Source organism: Streptomyces sp. AcH 505 (genome assembly GCF_000818175.1).
Lineage (GTDB): Bacteria > Actinomycetota > Actinomycetes > Streptomycetales > Streptomycetaceae > Streptomyces.
In genome coordinates this window covers 3,195,184-3,212,682 of sequence record NZ_JTIY01000001.1, presented here as the reverse complement: position 1 = coordinate 3,212,682, position 17,499 = coordinate 3,195,184, and the positions used below count along the sequence as shown (strand labels likewise).

At 71.6% G+C, this 17,499-nt stretch carries 11 protein-coding genes; 2 read left to right on the top strand and 9 right to left on the bottom strand.

Annotated features, from left to right (window positions below):
- Both HY68_RS43750 and HY68_RS14720 read right to left on the bottom strand, forming a co-directional pair.
- Positions 1-475: hypothetical protein (locus HY68_RS43750; protein ID WP_052457095.1), on the bottom strand; the 475-nt coding region annotated here is incomplete at its 3' end.
- A gap of 101 nt (positions 476-576) precedes the next feature.
- Entirely contained in the window at positions 577-2,634 is a 2,058-nt protein-coding gene (locus HY68_RS14720; protein ID WP_241778577.1) for an N-6 DNA methylase, read from the bottom strand.
- Between the two features lie 185 nt (positions 2,635-2,819).
- Between HY68_RS14720 and HY68_RS14715 the strand changes: the two genes are divergently transcribed.
- Positions 2,820-3,623, top strand: a complete 804-nt coding sequence (locus tag HY68_RS14715) for a hypothetical protein (RefSeq protein WP_041988925.1) — start codon at positions 2,820-2,822, stop codon at positions 3,621-3,623.
- Positions 3,624-3,657: 34 nt separating this feature from the next.
- Here the strand turns inward: HY68_RS14715 and HY68_RS14710 are convergent, their stop codons facing one another.
- The 5 genes from HY68_RS14710 to HY68_RS14690 all read right to left on the bottom strand — a co-directional run bounded on the left by HY68_RS14710 (position 3,658) and on the right by HY68_RS14690 (position 12,951).
- Complete coding sequence (locus HY68_RS14710) at positions 3,658-4,365, bottom strand: HNH endonuclease family protein (RefSeq protein ID WP_078863932.1); 708 nt, start codon at positions 4,363-4,365, stop codon at positions 3,658-3,660.
- A gap of 134 nt (positions 4,366-4,499) precedes the next feature.
- The gene (locus HY68_RS14705) at positions 4,500-5,678 is read right to left on the bottom strand and encodes an acyltransferase (RefSeq protein ID WP_107070086.1); all 1,179 of its coding nucleotides are present in this window, start codon (positions 5,676-5,678) and stop codon (positions 4,500-4,502) included.
- 153 nt (positions 5,679-5,831) lie between these two features.
- Positions 5,832-9,383, bottom strand: coding sequence for a transcription-repair coupling factor (gene mfd / locus HY68_RS14700; RefSeq protein ID WP_041988923.1), 3,552 nt, complete (start codon positions 9,381-9,383; stop codon positions 5,832-5,834).
- Positions 9,384-9,592: 209 nt separating this feature from the next.
- Entirely contained in the window at positions 9,593-12,166 is a 2,574-nt protein-coding gene (locus HY68_RS14695) for an FtsX-like permease family protein (protein WP_041988921.1), read from the bottom strand.
- A complete protein-coding gene (locus tag HY68_RS14690) occupies positions 12,163-12,951 on the bottom strand; it encodes an ABC transporter ATP-binding protein (protein WP_041988920.1) in 789 nt (262 codons plus the stop codon). The genes HY68_RS14695 and HY68_RS14690 overlap by 4 nt, the downstream gene beginning before the upstream one ends.
- A gap of 468 nt (positions 12,952-13,419) precedes the next feature.
- Between HY68_RS14690 and HY68_RS14685 the strand changes: the two genes are divergently transcribed.
- Complete coding sequence (locus HY68_RS14685; protein WP_107070183.1) at positions 13,420-14,910, top strand: MFS transporter; 1,491 nt, start codon at positions 13,420-13,422, stop codon at positions 14,908-14,910.
- 24 nt (positions 14,911-14,934) lie between these two features.
- Here the strand turns inward: HY68_RS14685 and HY68_RS14680 are convergent, their stop codons facing one another.
- A complete protein-coding gene (locus HY68_RS14680; RefSeq protein ID WP_041988918.1) occupies positions 14,935-15,834 on the bottom strand; it encodes a hypothetical protein in 900 nt (299 codons plus the stop codon).
- A 236-nt stretch (positions 15,835-16,070) separates the two neighbouring features.
- On the bottom strand, positions 16,071-17,499 hold a 1,429-nt coding region (locus HY68_RS45120; protein WP_041988916.1), incomplete at its 5' end, for an SUKH-4 family immunity protein.

Here is a 17,499-nt window from a genome sequence, read left to right as displayed (position 1 = left end):
GCGGGGGCGTCGGCAGCGGGCCCTGCTGCGGTACGGGCCGGCCCTGCGGCCGCACCGGGGCCGTGGTGCCCTGCGGGTGCGGATATCCGTAGCCGGGCTGCGGGTAGCCCGCGGGACCCGGGACGTAACCCACGGGCGCGGGCGGGCGGTTGAACCTGCGTATGTCGAAGATCAGGTAGTACGCGACGCTCACCGCGCCCAGCAGCATCACGAAGATGAGCGCCACGTCCGTCCTGGGGTCCGACTCGGGCAGCGAACCGACCACGGCGAACGCGCCGATGCCCAGCGGGAGGCTCGCGGCGAACGCCGTCCAGTCGAACCAGCGGCCCCGCACCAGCGCGACCCGGAACAGCGGTACGCAGGACAGGATCCCGCAGGTGAGCACGGCAGACGCGGTGCACAGCACCCTGATCGTGACGACCACGCCGTGCGAGGACGGGGGCCGGGGCGCTGAGGGCGGCACGGGGCCGTGCATTGCTGCTCCTGACGGGCCTGAGTACGAGGACGCGGAGGTACGAGCGTATACACCGACACCGACAGCGGTCGCCTGGTTGTACCGAACCGTTGTCGGCCGGATCACATCGGTACGGAACCGTCCGTCAGCCCGTCGTACAGGCCCTGGACCAGCCGCTCCCCCAGCTGTCCCGCGAGCCTCAGCGCACCCTCGAACTCGGCCAGCGCGCGGAAGTGTTCGCCGTGCCGCCGCTGCTCCTCCAGGGGCAGCCGGGGCAGTTGGAGACGGCGTACGTCGAGCCGGGCGGCGGTCGACGCGTAGCTGCTGGCCTGACGGTTGTTGGCGGTGCCGCGCAGGAACCCGGCGAGGAACCACGGGTCGAGCGCCGCCGGATCGGGGCGCAGCAGCTGGAGGTTGCGGCCGAGGGCAGCGCCGGCCGTCGCCCCGTCGACGACCCGGGCCACCGAACCGCCGCCCAGGACGGGGACGACGACGTCACCGGCCCGGACCAGCACGGGCTCTTCGCCGGGCCCTTCGGGCAGGGTGCCGGAGGGTTCGGTGCCCGCGACGACGTCGTGTTCCGTGAGGACGCGCACCGGCCCCGCCGGGCCCGTACCGGCGCCGCCCGCGCGCAGCTCCAGGGCGCCGGCCCTGGCGAGTTCACCGACGGTGGTGCCGGGGCGCCGGGGCCGCGTGTCCCCCGCCGTCCCCGACGGTGCGGGGGTCAGCTCGACGGTGCGCCGCAGCGCCTCGGCCAACCGGTCGCGTACGTCGGCCAGTTCGGCGGCGCCGCCGCCCGCGGCGGGGGGTGGCAGATGGCGGGCGGGCGCCAGGTCCACGTCGTCGTCGAGGAGGTCGATGACGGGCACGGCCCGGCTGACCCCCGGCTCGTCCACGGCGCCACCGTCCTGGTCGAAGGCGCGCCAGGCGTTCGTGACGGTGGCGTGCACGGTCGCCCAGTCCAGGCCTTCGCGGCCACGGCCACCGCCGTCCGGGTGCCCGGCGGAGTCCACCAGCAGCAGTTCGGGGGACGACCGCTGCCCGTCGCCCGGGCGCCGCAGCACCCACAGGTGCAGCGGGACGCCGTAGGGCGGCGCGGCGCCCGCCGGGAGGGCCACGACGGCGCGCAGCGCGCCACGGCGCAGCAGATCGGCGCGCACCCGGCGCCCCGAGCGGCGGGAGGCGGCGGCGGGCGGCATCAGCAGGACGGCGGTGCCGCCGGGCCGCAGATGGGCCAAGGCGTGCTGCACCCAGGCCAGTTCGGACTCGGTGCGGGCCGGGAACCCGTACTCCCAGCGCGGGTCGTAGGCGAGTTCGTCATGGCCCCAGTTGCGTTCGTTGAACGGCGGGTGGCACAGGACGGCGTCGACCGTGAGCCCGGGGAAGGCGTCGGCGCGCAGCGAGTCGCCGGTCCGCGCCCCGACCTCGGCGCCGCTGCTCAGGGCGAGCCGCAGACCGGTGAGCGCGGCGAGTTCGGGGGCTGCCTCCTGCCCGTACAGCGCCCTGGGGTGCGGTACGGCGCGCAGCAGGGTGCCGGTGCCGGCGGCGGGGTCGAGGACGGTCACGTCCCTGCCCGTGGTCCCCGCCAGCGCCGCCATCAGCGCCGCCGCGCCCGGCGGGGTGAGCGTGTACTGCCGGGGGTTGGCGTCGAGATACCGGCCGAGCAGGAACTCGAAGGTCCGGTGCGCGCCGAGTTCGGCGGCGAGTTCGGCGGCGCCGCGCAACAGGGCGGCGGACGACTGGAGTTCGCGCGCGGTGGGGGTGTGAACAGCTCTCCCCGCCGTGCCGCCGAAGCGCGGCGCGAGCACCTCTTCGACGGCGACGGGCAGCAGTTGGGCGAGCCGGGTGTCCGACGCCCCGGCCAGACCGAGCCAGTCGGTGGGCCGCTCCCGTACGAGCAGCAGGACGCAGCCGGTTCGTACGAGGGCGGTCGGCGCGCCCGCCGGGTCGCCCGACAGCTCCTGCCAGACCCGCTCCCGGAGCGGAACCTCGGCGAGTTTCCCCTGGTCGCGCAGCCACTGCTCGACTTCGGGCAGGGCGAAGGAGGGGCTGGTCTCCGTACCGCCGACGGGCCGGGGGAAGTCGGCGTGCCTGCGCCGCCAGTTGCTGACCGCGGCCCGGCCGACTCCGGCCAGCCGGGCGATTCCGGCGGCCGTCACCTCTGCTGCGCTCTCGGGCACCTGGCTGCTCCTCACGGCGCGGACTGATGTGTCACCGAGCATACCGTCGGGACCGGGAAATCCGGATTCACAGCACGAGACCGGGCCACCTGACTAGTCGCTGTTGACTCGGTTCACAGACTCTGCTGTTATTAACACATCGCTATCCGCGACGACCCGTCATCCCACTCCATCGGAGACACCGCATGCCTTCTCCCGCCGCTTTCCGCCGTCACGGACGCAGCGCCATCGGCCTCGGCTGCGCGGTCGCCGTCGTCGCCCTGGCCGGCTGTGGACCGGCCACCGACAGCAAGGGCGCCGGCCCGGACTCGTCGGCCGGCGCATCGGGCTCGGCCGCTGCCAAGAAGCCGGTCCCGTTCGCCGGTGACTCGGGTCCCGACATCGTGAACAAGTCGCTGAAGGTCACCCGGGCCGCCACGTCGCTGACCATGCAGGCCGAGATCCAGGACCCCACCGAGGGCCATGTGCTCTTCACCATGGCCGTCAGCGCCAAGGGCGACTGCGCGGGCCATGTGTCCCTCAACGACGAGGGCAAGGTCGTCCTGTCGAAGGTCGGCAAGACCGTCTACATGAAGTTCGACGAGAAGTTCGTCCGGGCGCAGGGAAAGAACGACTCCAAGGCCGAGACGGACGCGACGGTCGACATGCTCGCGGGGCGCTGGGTGAAGACCTCCGCCACGTCGGACGAGGGCAAGGAGTTCGCGACGTTCTGCGACCTGGACACCCTGCTGGGCGACTTCGAGGGCGAGGACACCGTCGCCCGCAAGGGCCCACTGGCGAGCGTGGACGGCCGGCCGGCCATCACGCTCACGGAGTCCGACGGCAAGAGCCAGTACAAGGTGTACGTCGCCACGGAGGGCAAGCCGTACCTGCTGAAGCTGGTCACCACGGGCGACGAGCCGGGCACCGCGGTGCTCAGCGGCTTCGACGAGCCGGTCGGCGCGAAGGTGCCGACCGGCAAGGACATCCTCGACCTCGACAAGCTCTAGGCGGTGTCTCCGTCCGCCGGACCTGGGACGATGCTCAGCCGCCGCACTGGGCGAGCATCGTCTTCTTGTCCGCCGACGTCACCGGCAGGTCGTACTTGACGGAGACCTGCGCCACCCGCACCGCGTACGAGCAGCGGATCTGCTTGTTGGGCGGCAGCCAGGACGCCGGGCCCGAGTCGCTCTTGGAGCCGTTGGTCGAGCCGTCGACCGGCATGAGGTTCAGCGGGTCGTTGGCGATCTGCTCGCGCTTCGACTCGCTCCAGTGCGCCGCGCCCATCTGCCAGTCGTAGGACAGCGGCATCACATGGTCGATCTGTACGGCGGTGGCCTTGGCCTTGACCCACTTGATCGTCTTGCCGGTGTACGGGTCGTGCAGGGTCATCGAGGCGAGTATGCAGTCGGACCCCGAGCGGAACTCCGCCTTCAGGCCGTCGCGCTTCAGTACGTCGTTACGGGTGTCGCAGCCGTTCCTGGACAGCGGCACCTTGTCGACGCCGTCCTTCCACGCGTAGCCGAACTCGTCCCGCTCGTAACCGGTCTTGGGCCCGCGGCCCTTGGTGTCGACCTTGTCGATGAGCTTGCGGGCGGCCTTCTTGTCGGCGGCCGAGGTGAGCGGCGCGAGGCCCCGCTTCGTACCGTCCGGGTTGTCGAGGGGGCTGACGCCGAACGTGCCGCTGGGCGCGTGCGCGCCGCTGTCGGCGTCCCCGCCGCCGCCGGGGGCCGACGCCCCTGGTGAGCCCATGTCGCCGCCCAGCTCCGTCTTGCAGCCCGTCAGCAGAAGGACGGAGAGGGCAACGGCGCCGCCGCCGAGGCATGTTCGCGTGATGCTGTTCCCGAGAGTCCGCACGAACAGACGTATGCCCCGTTCGGTACCGATCAGCGCACCGGAACGGGACCCAATCGTGAAAAGGCCGCCGTGAGGCCCTTCTTGAGGAACGTCGCCAGCGGCCGCTCGACCAGACTGTGGATCAGCCAGCTCATGACGAGCATCCCGACGAGCAGCCCGGCGACCAGCAGCCGCGGGTCGACCCGGTCGTGCAGATAGTGCAGCGCCGTGACGCCGACCGCGTAGTGCACCAGGTAGAACGGGTACGTCAGCGAGCCCGCCGTGGTCAGCCACTTCCAGCGAATCCGATCGGTCAGACCGAGCGAGACGCCGAGCATGACGAGCAGGAACGCCGTGTAGAGGACCAGCGATCCGGTCCAGGTCGAGACGTCCTCGAAGCGCACCCGGGTGACGAGGTCGTGCTGCGACATCACCCAGGAGAGCCCGAGGACGCCCCACAGCAGCAGGTCCTGGCCGAAGCGGTGCATCAGGTACAGGGCGAGCCCGGCGATGAAGAACCACGCCGAGTCGGGGTCGGCCAGCGTCAGCAGCAGCGGTATGCCGGACTTCGCCGCGAACGCGGCGGCGGCGCCCCACACGCAGCAGAAGATGACGACCTTGCGGTAGGTGAGGCCGGTCGCCACCACGATCAGGAAGATCAGGTAGAAGCGCAGTTCGGACCAGAGCGTCCAGTACACCCCGTCCACGTGCGGCATCCCCAGGCCCTGCTGCAGCATGGAGAAGTTGATGATCACCTGCGTGGGCTTCAGCGCGGGGAAGACGGCGGGCGCGACCGTCAGGGCCACGGTGGTGAAGACGACGGCGAACCAGTACGCCGGGTAGAGGCGGATCACCCGGGAGACGAAGAAGTCCCTCGGCCGCCGCCCCCAGGAGGACATGCAGATGACGAAGCCGCTGATGACGAAGAAGAACTCGACGCCGATCCAGCCGTAGGCGGCGACGGGGAACAGGTCAGGGAAGATCTCCGAGACCGGCCGCCCCCAGATGAGGTTGCCCGGCCGGTCGGCGCGCGCCGTGCCCGTGTAGTGGTGCAGCGCCACCAGCAGCGCGGCCACCAGGCGCAGCCCGTCGATCACGAAGAGCCGGGGGCGCCGCGCGGGCGCGGCGGTCCCGGGCCGCTCCAGTGGCTGCGGCCCGGGACCGGTCCCGACCATCGCGGGCTGCGGCACCCGCCGTACGTCCGCCGTCGCTCCCTCAACCTGCTGCATGTCACTCGCCTGTCCGGACCCGTACGTACGTTTCAGCTGCCACCGCAACTCAACGTGGTCACAGCGAACCGCAGGTGTCCAACAAGCGAACGTGAACCTCATGAGCCGCTCAGGAATCAACCCCGAACAGCTCAGAAACAGCTCAGGTAATGGTCAAGAACCCAGAATGGTCGCCAAGAACTCCCCGGTCCACGACAGCAGTTCACGCCCGACGACCGGCTTTCCGCCGATCTTCCCCGCCGTCGGGCGCGGCACCAGAATCTGGTGCGCCGCCGGCTTGATGACCGTACGGGGATGCAGCCGCTTGAGGCGCAGCTCCTGCGACTCCCGCAACTCCACCGGAGCGAAGCGGATGTTGGCGCCCTGGAGGACGATCTCGCCGACCCCGCAGGCCCGCGCCAGCATCCGCAGCCCCGCGACCAGCAGCAGATTCTCCACCGGCTCCGGGAGCTTGCCGTAGCGGTCGGTCAGCTCCTCCCGTACGGCGGCGATGTCGGCCTCGGAGTTGGCGGAGGCGATCGAGCGGTACGCCTGGAGGCGCAGCCGCTCGCCCGGCGCGTAGTCGTGCGGCACGTGCGCGTCGACCGGCAGCTCGATCTTGACCTCCAGCGGCGGCTCCTCCTCCACACCGCCGTCGACCGCCGTGCGGTAGTCGGCGACCGCCTCGCCCACCATGCGTACGTACAGGTCGAAGCCGACCCCCGCGATGTGCCCGGACTGTTCGCCGCCGAGCAGGTTCCCCGCGCCGCGGATCTCCAGGTCCTTCATCGCGACGTACATACCGGCGCCCATCTCGGTGTGCTGGGCGATCGTCGCCAGCCGCTCGTGCGCCGTCTCCGTCAGCGGCTTCTCCGGCGGGTACAGGAAGTACGCGTAGCCGCGGTCGCGGCCACGGCCCACCCGGCCGCGCAGCTGGTGCAGCTGGGACAGGCCGAAGTTGTCGCCGCGCTCCACGATGAGGGTGTTGGCGTTGGAGATGTCGATGCCGGACTCCACGATCGTCGTGGACACCAGCACGTCGAAGCGCTTCTCCCAGAAGTCGACCACGACCTGCTCGAGCGCGGTCTCGCCCATCTGCCCGTGCGCCGTCGCGATCCGCGCCTCGGGCACGATCTGGCGCAGCCGCGCCGCCGCCCTGTCGATCGACTCGACCCGGTTGTGGATGTAGAAGACCTGGCCCTCGCGCAGCAGTTCACGCCGTACGGCGGCGCCGATCTGCTTCTCCTCGTACGGCCCGACGAAGGTGAGCACCGGGTGGCGCTCCTCCGGCGGGGTGGTGATCGTCGACATCTCGCGGATGCCGGTGACGGCCATCTCCAGCGTGCGCGGGATGGGGGTGGCGGACATCGTCAGCACGTCGACGTTGGCGCGCAGCTTCTTCAGCTGCTCCTTGTGCTCGACGCCGAACCGCTGCTCCTCGTCCACGACGACCAGACCGAGGTCCTTGAACTTGGTCTCGGACGAGAACAGCCGGTGCGTACCGATGACGATGTCGACGGACCCCTCGCGCAGCCCCTGGAGCGTCGCCTTGGCCTCCGCGTCCGACTGGAAGCGGGACAGGGACTTCACCACGACGGGGAACTGCGCGTACCGCTCGGAGAACGTACCGAAGTGCTGCTGCACCAGCAGCGTCGTCGGGACGAGCACGGCGACCTGCTTGCCGTCCTGGACGGCCTTGAACGCGGCGCGCACCGCGATCTCCGTCTTGCCGTAGCCGACGTCGCCGCAGACCAGCCGGTCCATCGGGACCGTCTTCTCCATGTCCTCCTTGACCTCGGCGATGGTGGACAGCTGGTCGGGCGTCTCCACGTACGGGAAGGCGTCCTCCAGCTCGCGCTGCCAGGGGGTGTCCGGGCCGAAGGCATGGCCGGGCGCCGCCATCCGCGCCGAGTACAGCTTGATCAGGTCGGCGGCGATCTCCTTGACGGCCTTCTTGGCGCGCGCCTTGGTCTTCGTCCAGTCGGCGCCGCCGAGCCGGTGCAGGGTCGGGGCCTCGCCGCCGACGTACTTGGTGACCTGCTCCAGCTGGTCGGTGGGGATGTACAGCCGGTCGCCGGGCTGACCCCGCTTGGCGGGGGCGTACTCCACGAGCAGGTACTCACGGGTCGCGCCCTGGACCGTACGCTGCACCATCTCCACGTACCGGCCGACGCCGTGCTGCTCGTGGACGATGAAGTCGCCGGCCTCCAGGGTCAGCGGGTCGATGGTCTTGCGGCGCTTGGTGGGCAGCCGCACGCCTTCCTTGCCGGCCGCCTTCTGGCCGGACAGGTCGGTCTCGGTGAGTACGGCGAGCTTCAGCGCGGGGTCCACGAAGCCGTAGTCGATCGAGCCGCGCGCCACGTGCACCACGGACGGGGTGATGTCGGCGAGGCCGCGGCCGCCGGTCGACTCGGGGGTGTCGAGCCGGGCCGCGATGCCCTCGCCACTCAGCACCTCGACGGTACGGGCCGCCGTGCCCTGGCCCTCCGTGACGAACACGGTGCGCCAGCCGTCGGCGAGCCAGCCCTTGGTGTCGGCGAGCGCGCGTGCGGTGTCGCCGCGGTACGACTCGGGGGCGCGCATCCCGAGCGTCAGCGCGTCGGCGCCCAGCTCCTCGTCCACGGCGAACGGCGAGACCGACCACCACATCATGCCCAGCTCACGGGCCCGGTCCCGGACGTCCGCGATGCCCCACAGGGACGCGGCGCCCACGTCGATGGGCGCCTGGCCGCCGGTGGCGCTGGCGGCCCAGGACGCCTGCAGGAACTCCTGGCTCGTCGCCACCAGGTCCGAGGCCCGGGTCCGCACCCGCTCGGGGTCGCAGACCAGCGCCATCGAACCGGCCGGCAGCACGTCCAGCAGCAGCTCCATGTCGTCCACGAGGACCGGCGCCAGCGACTCCATGCCCTCGACCGCGATGCCCTCGGCGATCTTGCCCAGCAGCTCGCCCAGCTCCGGATGCAGCTCGGCCAGCGCCGCCGCCCGCTCCCTGACCTGCGGCGTCAGCAGCAGCTCCCGGCAGGGCGGCGCCCACAGACCGTGCTCGGCGACCTCCAGCGACCGCTGGTCGGCGACCTTGAAGTAACGGATCTCCTCGATCTCGTCACCCCAGAACTCCAGCCGCAGCGGATGCTCCTCGGTGGGCGGGAACACATCCAGGATCCCGCCCCGCACGGCGAACTCGCCGCGCTTCTCGACCAGCTCCACCCGCGCGTAGGCGGCGGCGGCGAGCTTCTCCGTCACCTCGTTCAGATCGGCGCTGCCGCCACTGCGCAGCGCCACGGGCTCCAGCTCCCCGAGCCCCTTGACCTGCGGCTGCAGCACGGACCTGATGGGCGACACGACGACGCTGACCGGCCCCGCCGACGGGTCGTCCAGCGCGGGGTGCGCGAGCCTGCGCAGCACGGCGAGCCGCCGCCCCACGGTGTCGGAGCGCGGCGAGAGCCGCTCGTGCGGCAGCGTCTCCCACGACGGGTACTCCACCACGGTGTCCGGATCGAGCAGCGTCCGCAGCGCCGCCGCCAGATCCTCCGCCTCCCGCCCGGTGGCCGTCACCGCCAGCACCGGCCGCCCGGCCTCCCGGGCCAGCGCGGCCACGGCGAACGGCCGCGCCGCGGGCGGCCCGACCAGGTCGACATGCATCCGGTGCCCGTCGGTGGCGGCCTTCACCGCTTCGGCGAGCGCCGGGTCTCGTACAACGGCGTCCAGCAGACCGTGCAGGCTCATGAAGGGTGCTTCCGTCCGGTTTCCGGGTGGGGGCGACGCCCGGGAGGGGCAACGCGAATGACCCGACACGTCTCACGGGCCGGGGTCCTCAAGCGTACGACCCCCCGACACCCCCCGCGCCGCGGGCACCACCCGCCCCCGGGCACACCGCCGGCCCGGCGGGCGCCGGTGCGTCCGTCGGGCCGGTGGGTGGGGCGTCCGTGGCGGGGTTATTCCGTCGCGATCGCGTTCAGCACGTTCATCCGGCCCGCGCGGAATGCCGGGATCAGGGCTGCGAACAGGCCTACGAAGGCCGAGGCGACGAAGACTCCCAGGATCGTGGGCCAGGGGATCTCCAGGACTCCGAGGCCTTCCAGGGCCAGGAGTTTCTGGGCCGAGGTGCCCCAGATCATGCCCAGGCCGAGGCCCAGGAGGGCGCCGAAGAGGGCGATGACCACCGATTCGAGGCGGATCATGCGGCGCAGCTGGCGGCGGGAGAGGCCGATGGCGCGCAGGAGGCCGATCTCCCTCGTCCGTTCGACGACCGACAGGGCCAGGGTGTTGATCACGCCCAGGACCGCGACGACGATCGCGAGGGCCAGCAGGCCGTAGACGATGTTCAGGAGCTGGCCGATCTGGTCCTTCAGGTCCTGCTTGAAGTCCGTCTGGTCCTGCACCTTGTACTGCGGGTAGGCGGCCATCGAGGACTTGAGTTCCTTGTACGCCTCCTTCTCCTTGCCGTCCTGCGCGGCCGCGAACATGATCGTGTTCTTCGGCATCTTGTCGGGCGTCACGTACTGCTGGGCGGTGGTGATGTTCAGGTACTTCGCGCCCTGGTCGACGCTCGTGTCGTCCGAGGTGATCGCCGCGACCTTCAGCTTGGCCGTCCTGCCGGCCTTGAAGGCGACGGTCAGTTCGTCGCCGACCTTCACACCGTGCCGCTTCGCGTAGTCGTCACCGACCGACATCGCGTTCTTGCCGTACGCGCCGGACAGGGTGCCCGCCGTGGTCTCACGGCGCAGGTCCTTCATGTACGACGGGTCGGCCGCGACCACCTCGTCGCTGTCCGTCTTGCCGTCCGGGGACGTCAGCTTGGCGTCGAGGACCTTGTAGTCGGTGATCCGGGCGATGTCCGGGGACTTCTTCAGCGCCGCCTCGGCCTGCGGGACGATCTGCTGGCCGGTGTTCGACTGGACGATGAAGTCCGCGCCGACCGACTTGTCCAGCTCGTCGGTGGCCGAGGCGACCATCGAGGAGCCGACGACCGACAGGCAGGCCACCAGGGCCAGGCCGATCATCAGGGCCGCGCCCGTCGCTCCCGTACGGCGCGGGTTGCGCAGCGCGTTGCGCTCCGCCATCCGGCCGACCGGGCCGAACATCCGCAGCACGACCGTGCTGAGCGCCCTGACGACCACGCCGGCGAGCAGCGGGCCGATCACCACGAACCCGATGAGCGTGCAGACCACGCCGAGGCCGAGGTACGTGGAGCCCTCGCCGGCCTTGTCGGCCTGCGTGGACGTGTAGAGGGCGAGACCGCCGGCCGCCGTGAGGACCAGGCCGATCGTGGCCCTGATCCGTCCCGAACGGCCGTCCGCCGGGGTGCCGGCGTCGGTCAGCGCCGCCATCGGCGAGATCTTGCCCGCCCGCCGCGCCGGGATGTACGCCGCGAGGACGGTGACGACGACGCCGAGCGCGATCCCGACGGCGGGAGTCGTCCACTTGACGGTCAGGTCCCCGGTGGACAGCTCCATACCGACGGCCGACATGAGCTTCATCAGCCCGACGGCGAGACCCACGCCCGCGGCGACCCCCGCGAGGGATCCGACGATCCCCAGCAGGACCGCCTCCACCAGCACCGAGCGGTTGACCTGCTTACGGCTGGAGCCGAGCGCCCGCATCAGCCCGATCTCCCGGGTGCGCTGGGCGACCAGCATCGAGAAGGTGTTGACGATGAGGAAGACACCGACGAGCAGGGCGATCCCGGCGAAGCCGAGCATCGCGTACTTCATCACGTCGAGGAACGAACCGATGTCGTCGCGGTTCGCGTCCGCCGCTTCCTGCTGCGTCTGGAACTTGTACGCGCCGGGCAGCGCGGCCGCCACGTCCCTCTTCAGCACCGTGTCGCCGACACCCTCGTCGGCCGTCACGTTGAGCTGGGTGAACTGCCCTGTGGCACCGAGCAGTTCACGCTGGGCGGTCGCCGTGTCGAAGTAGACGACGGTCGCACCCGGGTTGGTCACCTTGAACGTGGCGAGACCGGCGATCCGCGCCGTGAAGTCACCCGTGACGGAGATGGTGCGCAGCTCGTCACCAAGCTTCAGATGGTGCTTGTCGGCGCTGTCCTTGTCGATCATCACCTCGGTCGGGCCGCGCGGCGCGTGGCCCGAGGTGACCTCCACGGAACGCAGGTCGTTACGCGTCCAGTTGCCGGCGATCGTCGGGGCGCCGCTGGTCGAGCCGATGTTCTTGTTCTTCGCGTCGACGACCGTCACGCTCATGCTGGAGACGGCGCCCTCGACGGACTTCACCCCTTCGGCCTTCGCGACCTGCTGGACCGTCGAGGCCGGCAGGGACTCGGGCTTGCCGTTGTCCGGCATGTCGGACGCGCCGGCCGCCGACTTGGGGCTGACCGTGACATCGGCCGACGTCTGCGCGAAGAGCTTGTCGAACGTCGTGTTCATCGTGTCGGTGAAGACGAGCGTGCCGCTCACAAATGCCACCGACAGCAGGACCGCCACGGCGGACAGCGCCATTCTTCCCTTGTGCGCGAGGAAGTTGCGCATCGAGGTCTTGAGGATCGTCACGACGTACGCCCCCGGCCGTCGAAGTCCTTCATCCGGTCCAGCACCGCGTCGGCCGTCGGCCGCAGCATCTCGTCGACGATCCTGCCGTCCGCGAGATACAGCACCCGGTCCGCGTACGAAGCGGCCACCGGGTCGTGCGTCACCATCACGATCGTCTGCCCCAGGTCGTCCACGGAGCGGCGCAGGAAGCCCAGCACCTCGGCGCCGGCCCGCGAGTCCAGGTTCCCCGTCGGCTCGTCACCGAAGATGATCTCCGGCCGCGCCGCCAGCGCCCGCGCCACCGCGACCCGCTGCTGCTGACCGCCCGACAGCTGCGTCGGCCGGTGCTTGAGCCGATCGGCGAGCCCCACCGTCTCCACCACCCGGCGCAGCCACGCGGCGTCCGGCTTGCGCCCCGCGATGTCCATCGGCAGCGTGATGTTCTCCAGCGCGTTGAGCGTCGGCAGCAGGTTGAACGCCTGGAAGATGAAACCGATCCGGTCCCTGCGCAGCTGCGTCAGGTGCTTGTCCTTCAGCTTCGTGATCTCCGTCTCGTCCAGGAAGATCTCCCCGGACGTGACGGTGTCGAGCCCCGCGAGGCAGTGCATCAGCGTCGACTTGCCCGAGCCCGAAGGGCCCATGATCGCCGTGAACTGCCCCCGCGCTATGTCCACATCGACATGGTCGAGCGCGACCACTCTCGTCTCCCCCGCCCCGTACGCCTTGACGACCTGCCGCGCTCGCGCCGCGACCGCCGTACGCCCTCCAGTGCCCCCGTGCCTGGGAATGCTCACAGCCGTTGTCACGGTGAATCTCCAATGTCGATCGGTTCGTCGGTCACGTTCGTCGGTCACGTTCGTTGGTCAAGCTCGCTGACGCGGATCGCCGATTCGGTCCGCCGCATCAGTCTGTTGGTCAGGGGCACCCCGGCGCATTGGTGCTCAGCGCACACTTCACCTGGGGTTTTCCCCACCCCCCGACTACGGCGGGCCCCCGTTCTGGTCCCCGCCGTCGCCGTAAGAACAAGGTAAGGACACAAGGGTGGGCAGCACCTCATCCACCGGGACGAACGGCCCATGGAACGCAGTAAGGACAAGCCCCTAGGGGTCTCCACCCGTGAGGTGAGCCCTTGGGTGGAGAACACGGCGGATGAGAAGGTGGCGGCGGAACTACCTGTACGGGGAAGGGATGCTGTGAGCGGCACCGAAGCGATATCCGGGACGGCGACCGCCACCGCCGCACCCACCGGACGCGGCCCGGTCGTCGCCGCGCTGATGCTCGCCATGGCGCTCGCCGCCCTCGACGGCACGATCGTCGCCACCGCCGTCCCGCAGATCGTCGGGGACCTCGGCGGGCTGTCGATCTTCTCGTGGCTGTTCTCCGGCTATCTGCTCGCCGTCACCGTCACCCTGCCGGTGTACGGGAAGCTCTCCGACACCTTCGGCCGCAAGCCGGTCCTGATCGCCGGCATCGTCCTCTTCCTCGTCGGCTCGGTGCTCTGCGCGACCGCCTGGAGCATGGCGGCGCTCATCGCGTTCCGCGTCGTCCAGGGGCTCGGCGGCGGCGCCATCCAGGGCACCGTGCAGACCGTCGCGGCCGACCTGTACCCGCTCAAGGAACGCCCCAAGATCCAGGCCAAACTCTCCACGGTCTGGGCCACGTCGTCCGTCGCGGGCCCCGCCATCGGCGGGCTGTTCGCCGGATACCTGGACTGGCGCTGGATCTTCCTGATCAACCTGCCGGTCGGCGCCGCCGCGCTCTGGCTCATCGTCCGGCACCTGCGGGAAACCGGCCGTACGGGCGCCTCCGCCACCGGCGGCGGGGACGCCGTACGCCCCAGGAAGGCCCGTATCGACTGGGCCGGCGCCCTCGCCGTCTTCGCCACCGGCGCCCTGCTGCTCACCGCGCTCGTCCAGGGCGGTGTCGCCTGGCCCTGGCTCTCCGCGCCCTCGCTCGGCCTGTTCGCCGCGACCGCCGTCCTCGCCTGCGCCACCGTCGTCATCGAACGCCGCGCCGCCGAACCGATCATCCCCGGCTGGGTGTGGCGGCGCCGCAACATCGCAGCGGTGAACCTGGCACTCGGCGCGCTCGGTCTGCTGATGGTCGCCCCGACCGTGTTCGTGCCGACCTACGCCCAGTCCGTGCTCGGCCTCGGCCCGATCGCCGCCGGCTTCGTACTGTCAGCGATGACCCTGAGCTGGCCGGTCAGCGCCGCGCTGTCCAACCGCGTCTACAACCGCATCGGCTTCCGGCTCACCGGCGTCGTCGGCATCAGCCTCGCCCTGGTCTTCCTGCTCGCCTTCCCCTTCCTGCCCTTCCCCGGGCAGGCCTGGCAGCCGGCGCTCGTCATGCTGCTGCTCGGCGGGGCGCTCGGACTCTTCCAACTGCCGCTGATCATCGGCGTGCAGTCGAGCGTCGGCTGGTCGGAACGCGGCACGGCCACCGCCTCGATCCTCTTCTGCCGCCAGATCGGCCAGAGCGTCGGCGCCGCGCTGTTCGGCGCCGTCGCCAACAGCGTGCTGGCCGCGCGCCTCGCCGCCGCGCCGACCGGCGGGCTCCCCACCGACGTCGACGCGATATCGCGCGCCCTCGACGACCCGGCCGCGCTGACCACGCAGGCGGCGGACTACCTGCGGCACGCCGTGGCAGCCGCCGTCGACCACGTCTTCGTCGGCGCCGCGGCGGCAGCGGCCGTCGCCCTGCTGGTCCTGCTGTTCGTCGCGCCCCGGCGCTTCCCGATCATCCAGGACGACAGCGACAGCTGAGCCGCCGCGCCGAAACGGCCGCGCTCACTCCTCCGACGACGACACCGGCGCACGCCCCGACAGCGCCGCCAGGCTGTTGCGTACGTGCCGCAGGTGCGCCCGCAGCTCCTCGCCGTACTCCGCCTGCTCCCGCGCCACCCGCTCCGCGTCCCTGATCACCCGGTCAGCGGCAGCCCCCGCCTGCGCCAGCAGCTCCGCCGCCCGGTCCCTGGTGTCCTCCTGGCGGTGCCGCGCCTGCTCCCCCGCCTCGGCGAACGTCCGCTGCGCCTCGTCAAGACCCGCCTTCGCCCGCGCCACCTGGCGCGCGTGCCGCGCCTCCAGCGCCGCCTCACGCTCCGCGACGTCGCGCTCCTGCGCGGCCAGCCGCTCCGCGTGGCCCTTCTCCAGACCCTCCAGCACGTCGTGGGTACGCTGCCGCGTCTCCTTCAGCACCGCCAGCGCCTCGGTACGCCGCGCCTTCACCTCGCGCCGCGCCCCGATCCGCTCGTCGTCGGCCGTCCTGCGCGCCGCCGCCAGCAGCTCCTCCGCGTACGCGTCGGCCTCGGCGCGCAGCGCGTCCGCCCACTCCCGCGCCGAATCGCCGGACGCGCGCGCCGCTGCCCCGGCGGCGTCCCGTACCGCCTGCGCCTCCTCGGCAGCCGCCACCCGGACGTCCTGCGCCTCGTCGGCGGCGAGCGCCACGATCTCCCTGGCCCGGTCGGTCAGCGACTCGTACGTCTGCGGCTCGATGGCCGAAACCCGCTCACGCAGCTCCTCGGCCTCGGCCTCCAGCCGCTTGACGAGGACGGTGAGGCGCGCGGCGCGTTCCCACGCCTCGTCCCGGTCCCTGGACAGCTCGTCCAGCTGCCGGTCGACCTGCTCGGGGCGGTAACCACGCCCCCGGACGGGCACGAAGCCATGAGACGACAGGGGTGGCGGACTCATCCTTGAAACCCTCCTCCGACACGGGGCGCACAACGCGATCCGGCGCACATCCTGCTGGATCAAAGCGAAATACGCATAATGCGACACTCCGCCCATCTGATTCTTCAAGGATGCGGCATCCGGTCCGCGTGCCGGAACGGCCGGTCGGAGGCCGGTCGAGAACGTCCAAAAACGACCGGGGCCCCCACCGCGAAACGCGGCGAGGGCCCCGGTCGGACCGGAACGCATGGGTCAGGTCAGAGCAAGCCGTCCCACATCTGTTCGAGCAGGACCGACCACCAGCTCTCCGGCGACGCCAGCGCCGCCGGATCCAGCGCGGCCAGCTGCGCCTGGAAGTCGACGGTCCAGCGGCCCGCCTGCTCCGGATTGAGCCCGAACCGCAGCCGCCACATCCGTCCCAGCAGGGCCAGCGACCGGGTGAACTCCGGCAGCCCGGTGTTCACGAACTGCGGCGGCGCCGACTGGCCGCCGGGCCCCGCCTCCACCGGTACGGCCATGATGTGCGCCGTGCCGTACTGCACACACAGCGCACGGCCGAAGTCGCTGCCCATCACCAGGTACGACCCGGCGTCCGGCGCCGCCTGCACCTGCCGCTGCGCCGCCAGCTCCGCCAGCGTCGGCACCACCGGCTGAGCCGGCTGCGCCCAGAAGAACGGGCCGAAGTCGGCCGGCAGCCCCGCCCACACCATCGTCAGCGCCACCGCCTCCGGCACGCCCTGCCGCGACACCGCACGCTGGTCGTAGCGGCAGATGCCCTGCGGACCGAAGGCCGCCATCAGCTCCTGCGCGACGCCCTCCGGCGGAATCGGCGGCACGGGCGGTACGGGCGGCAGCGGCGCACGCACCGGGGCCGGCCGCGCGGGACCGTCAGCGACCTGGTGCAACTCGCCCTGGTGGGTCAGCAGATGCTGCATGCCCTGCTGCCTGCTCGCGTGGTCCTGGCCGTACGGGGCGACGCTGGTGATCCGCACCTGCGGCCAGGTCTCCCTGATCATCCGCGCGCAGTAACCACCCGGCAGCTCGCACGACTCCAGCTCCGTGTGCAGTTCGAGCACCTGCTGCGGCGGCACGTTCATGGCCCGCAGCTCATGCAGGATCTGCCACTCCGGATGCGGGGTGCCCGGCGCGGAACGACGGATCAGCTGCGCCTCGGACCCGTCGGGGGCGCGGTAGCGCAGCACGGCCTGATAGCCGGGGCCGACCGTCGGCAGCCCGGTGGGCTGCGGCGGATAGCCGTACGAGGGCGGCGGCCCGGGAGGTCCCGGCGGACCCGGAATGCCGGGCGGGGCCTGCGGACCCGACGGATTCGGACCGGCGAGCATCGTCGCCGCGTGATGCACCCCACCGGGCGGCGTACCCGGCGCACCCGGCGCACCGGGGGGCCCGGGAGGCTGCGGAGGACCCGGCTGCGCGCCCGGAGTACCCGGGGCGCCAGGAGTACCGAGCGGGCCCGGCGGCCTCGGCGGCTGACCGCCCTGCCCTGGGTCCGCGAACATCGTCGCCGCGTGATGCACCCCGCCCGGCGTCCCGGGCGCCCCGGGCGTCCCCGGTGCTCCGGGCGGACCAGGCGGTCCGGGAGGCCGGGGCCCTTCCGGGCCTTGCTGCGACACGAGTTGCGTCGGGGCGTACCCACCGGCCGCCCCCGGCGCACCGGGTGACGGCGGC

Bases quoted from the DNA above. Each gene is read 5' to 3' on its own strand.
- HY68_RS14715 (WP_041988925.1), top strand. From the start codon at position 2,820: ATGCCTTCTCCCGCCGCTTTCCGCCGTCACGGACGCAGCGCCATCGGC.
- HY68_RS14710 (WP_078863932.1), bottom strand. From the start codon at position 4,365: ATGGGCTCACCAGGGGCGTCGGCCCCCGGCGGCGGCGGGGACGCCGAC.
- HY68_RS14705 (WP_107070086.1), bottom strand. From the start codon at position 5,678: ATGCAGCAGGTTGAGGGAGCGACGGCGGACGTACGGCGGGTGCCGCAG.
- mfd (WP_041988923.1), bottom strand. From the start codon at position 9,383: ATGAGCCTGCACGGTCTGCTGGACGCCGTTGTACGAGACCCGGCGCTC.
- HY68_RS14685 (WP_107070183.1), top strand. From the start codon at position 13,420: ATGCTCGCCATGGCGCTCGCCGCCCTCGACGGCACGATCGTCGCCACC.
- HY68_RS14680 (WP_041988918.1), bottom strand. From the start codon at position 15,834: ATGAGTCCGCCACCCCTGTCGTCTCATGGCTTCGTGCCCGTCCGGGGG.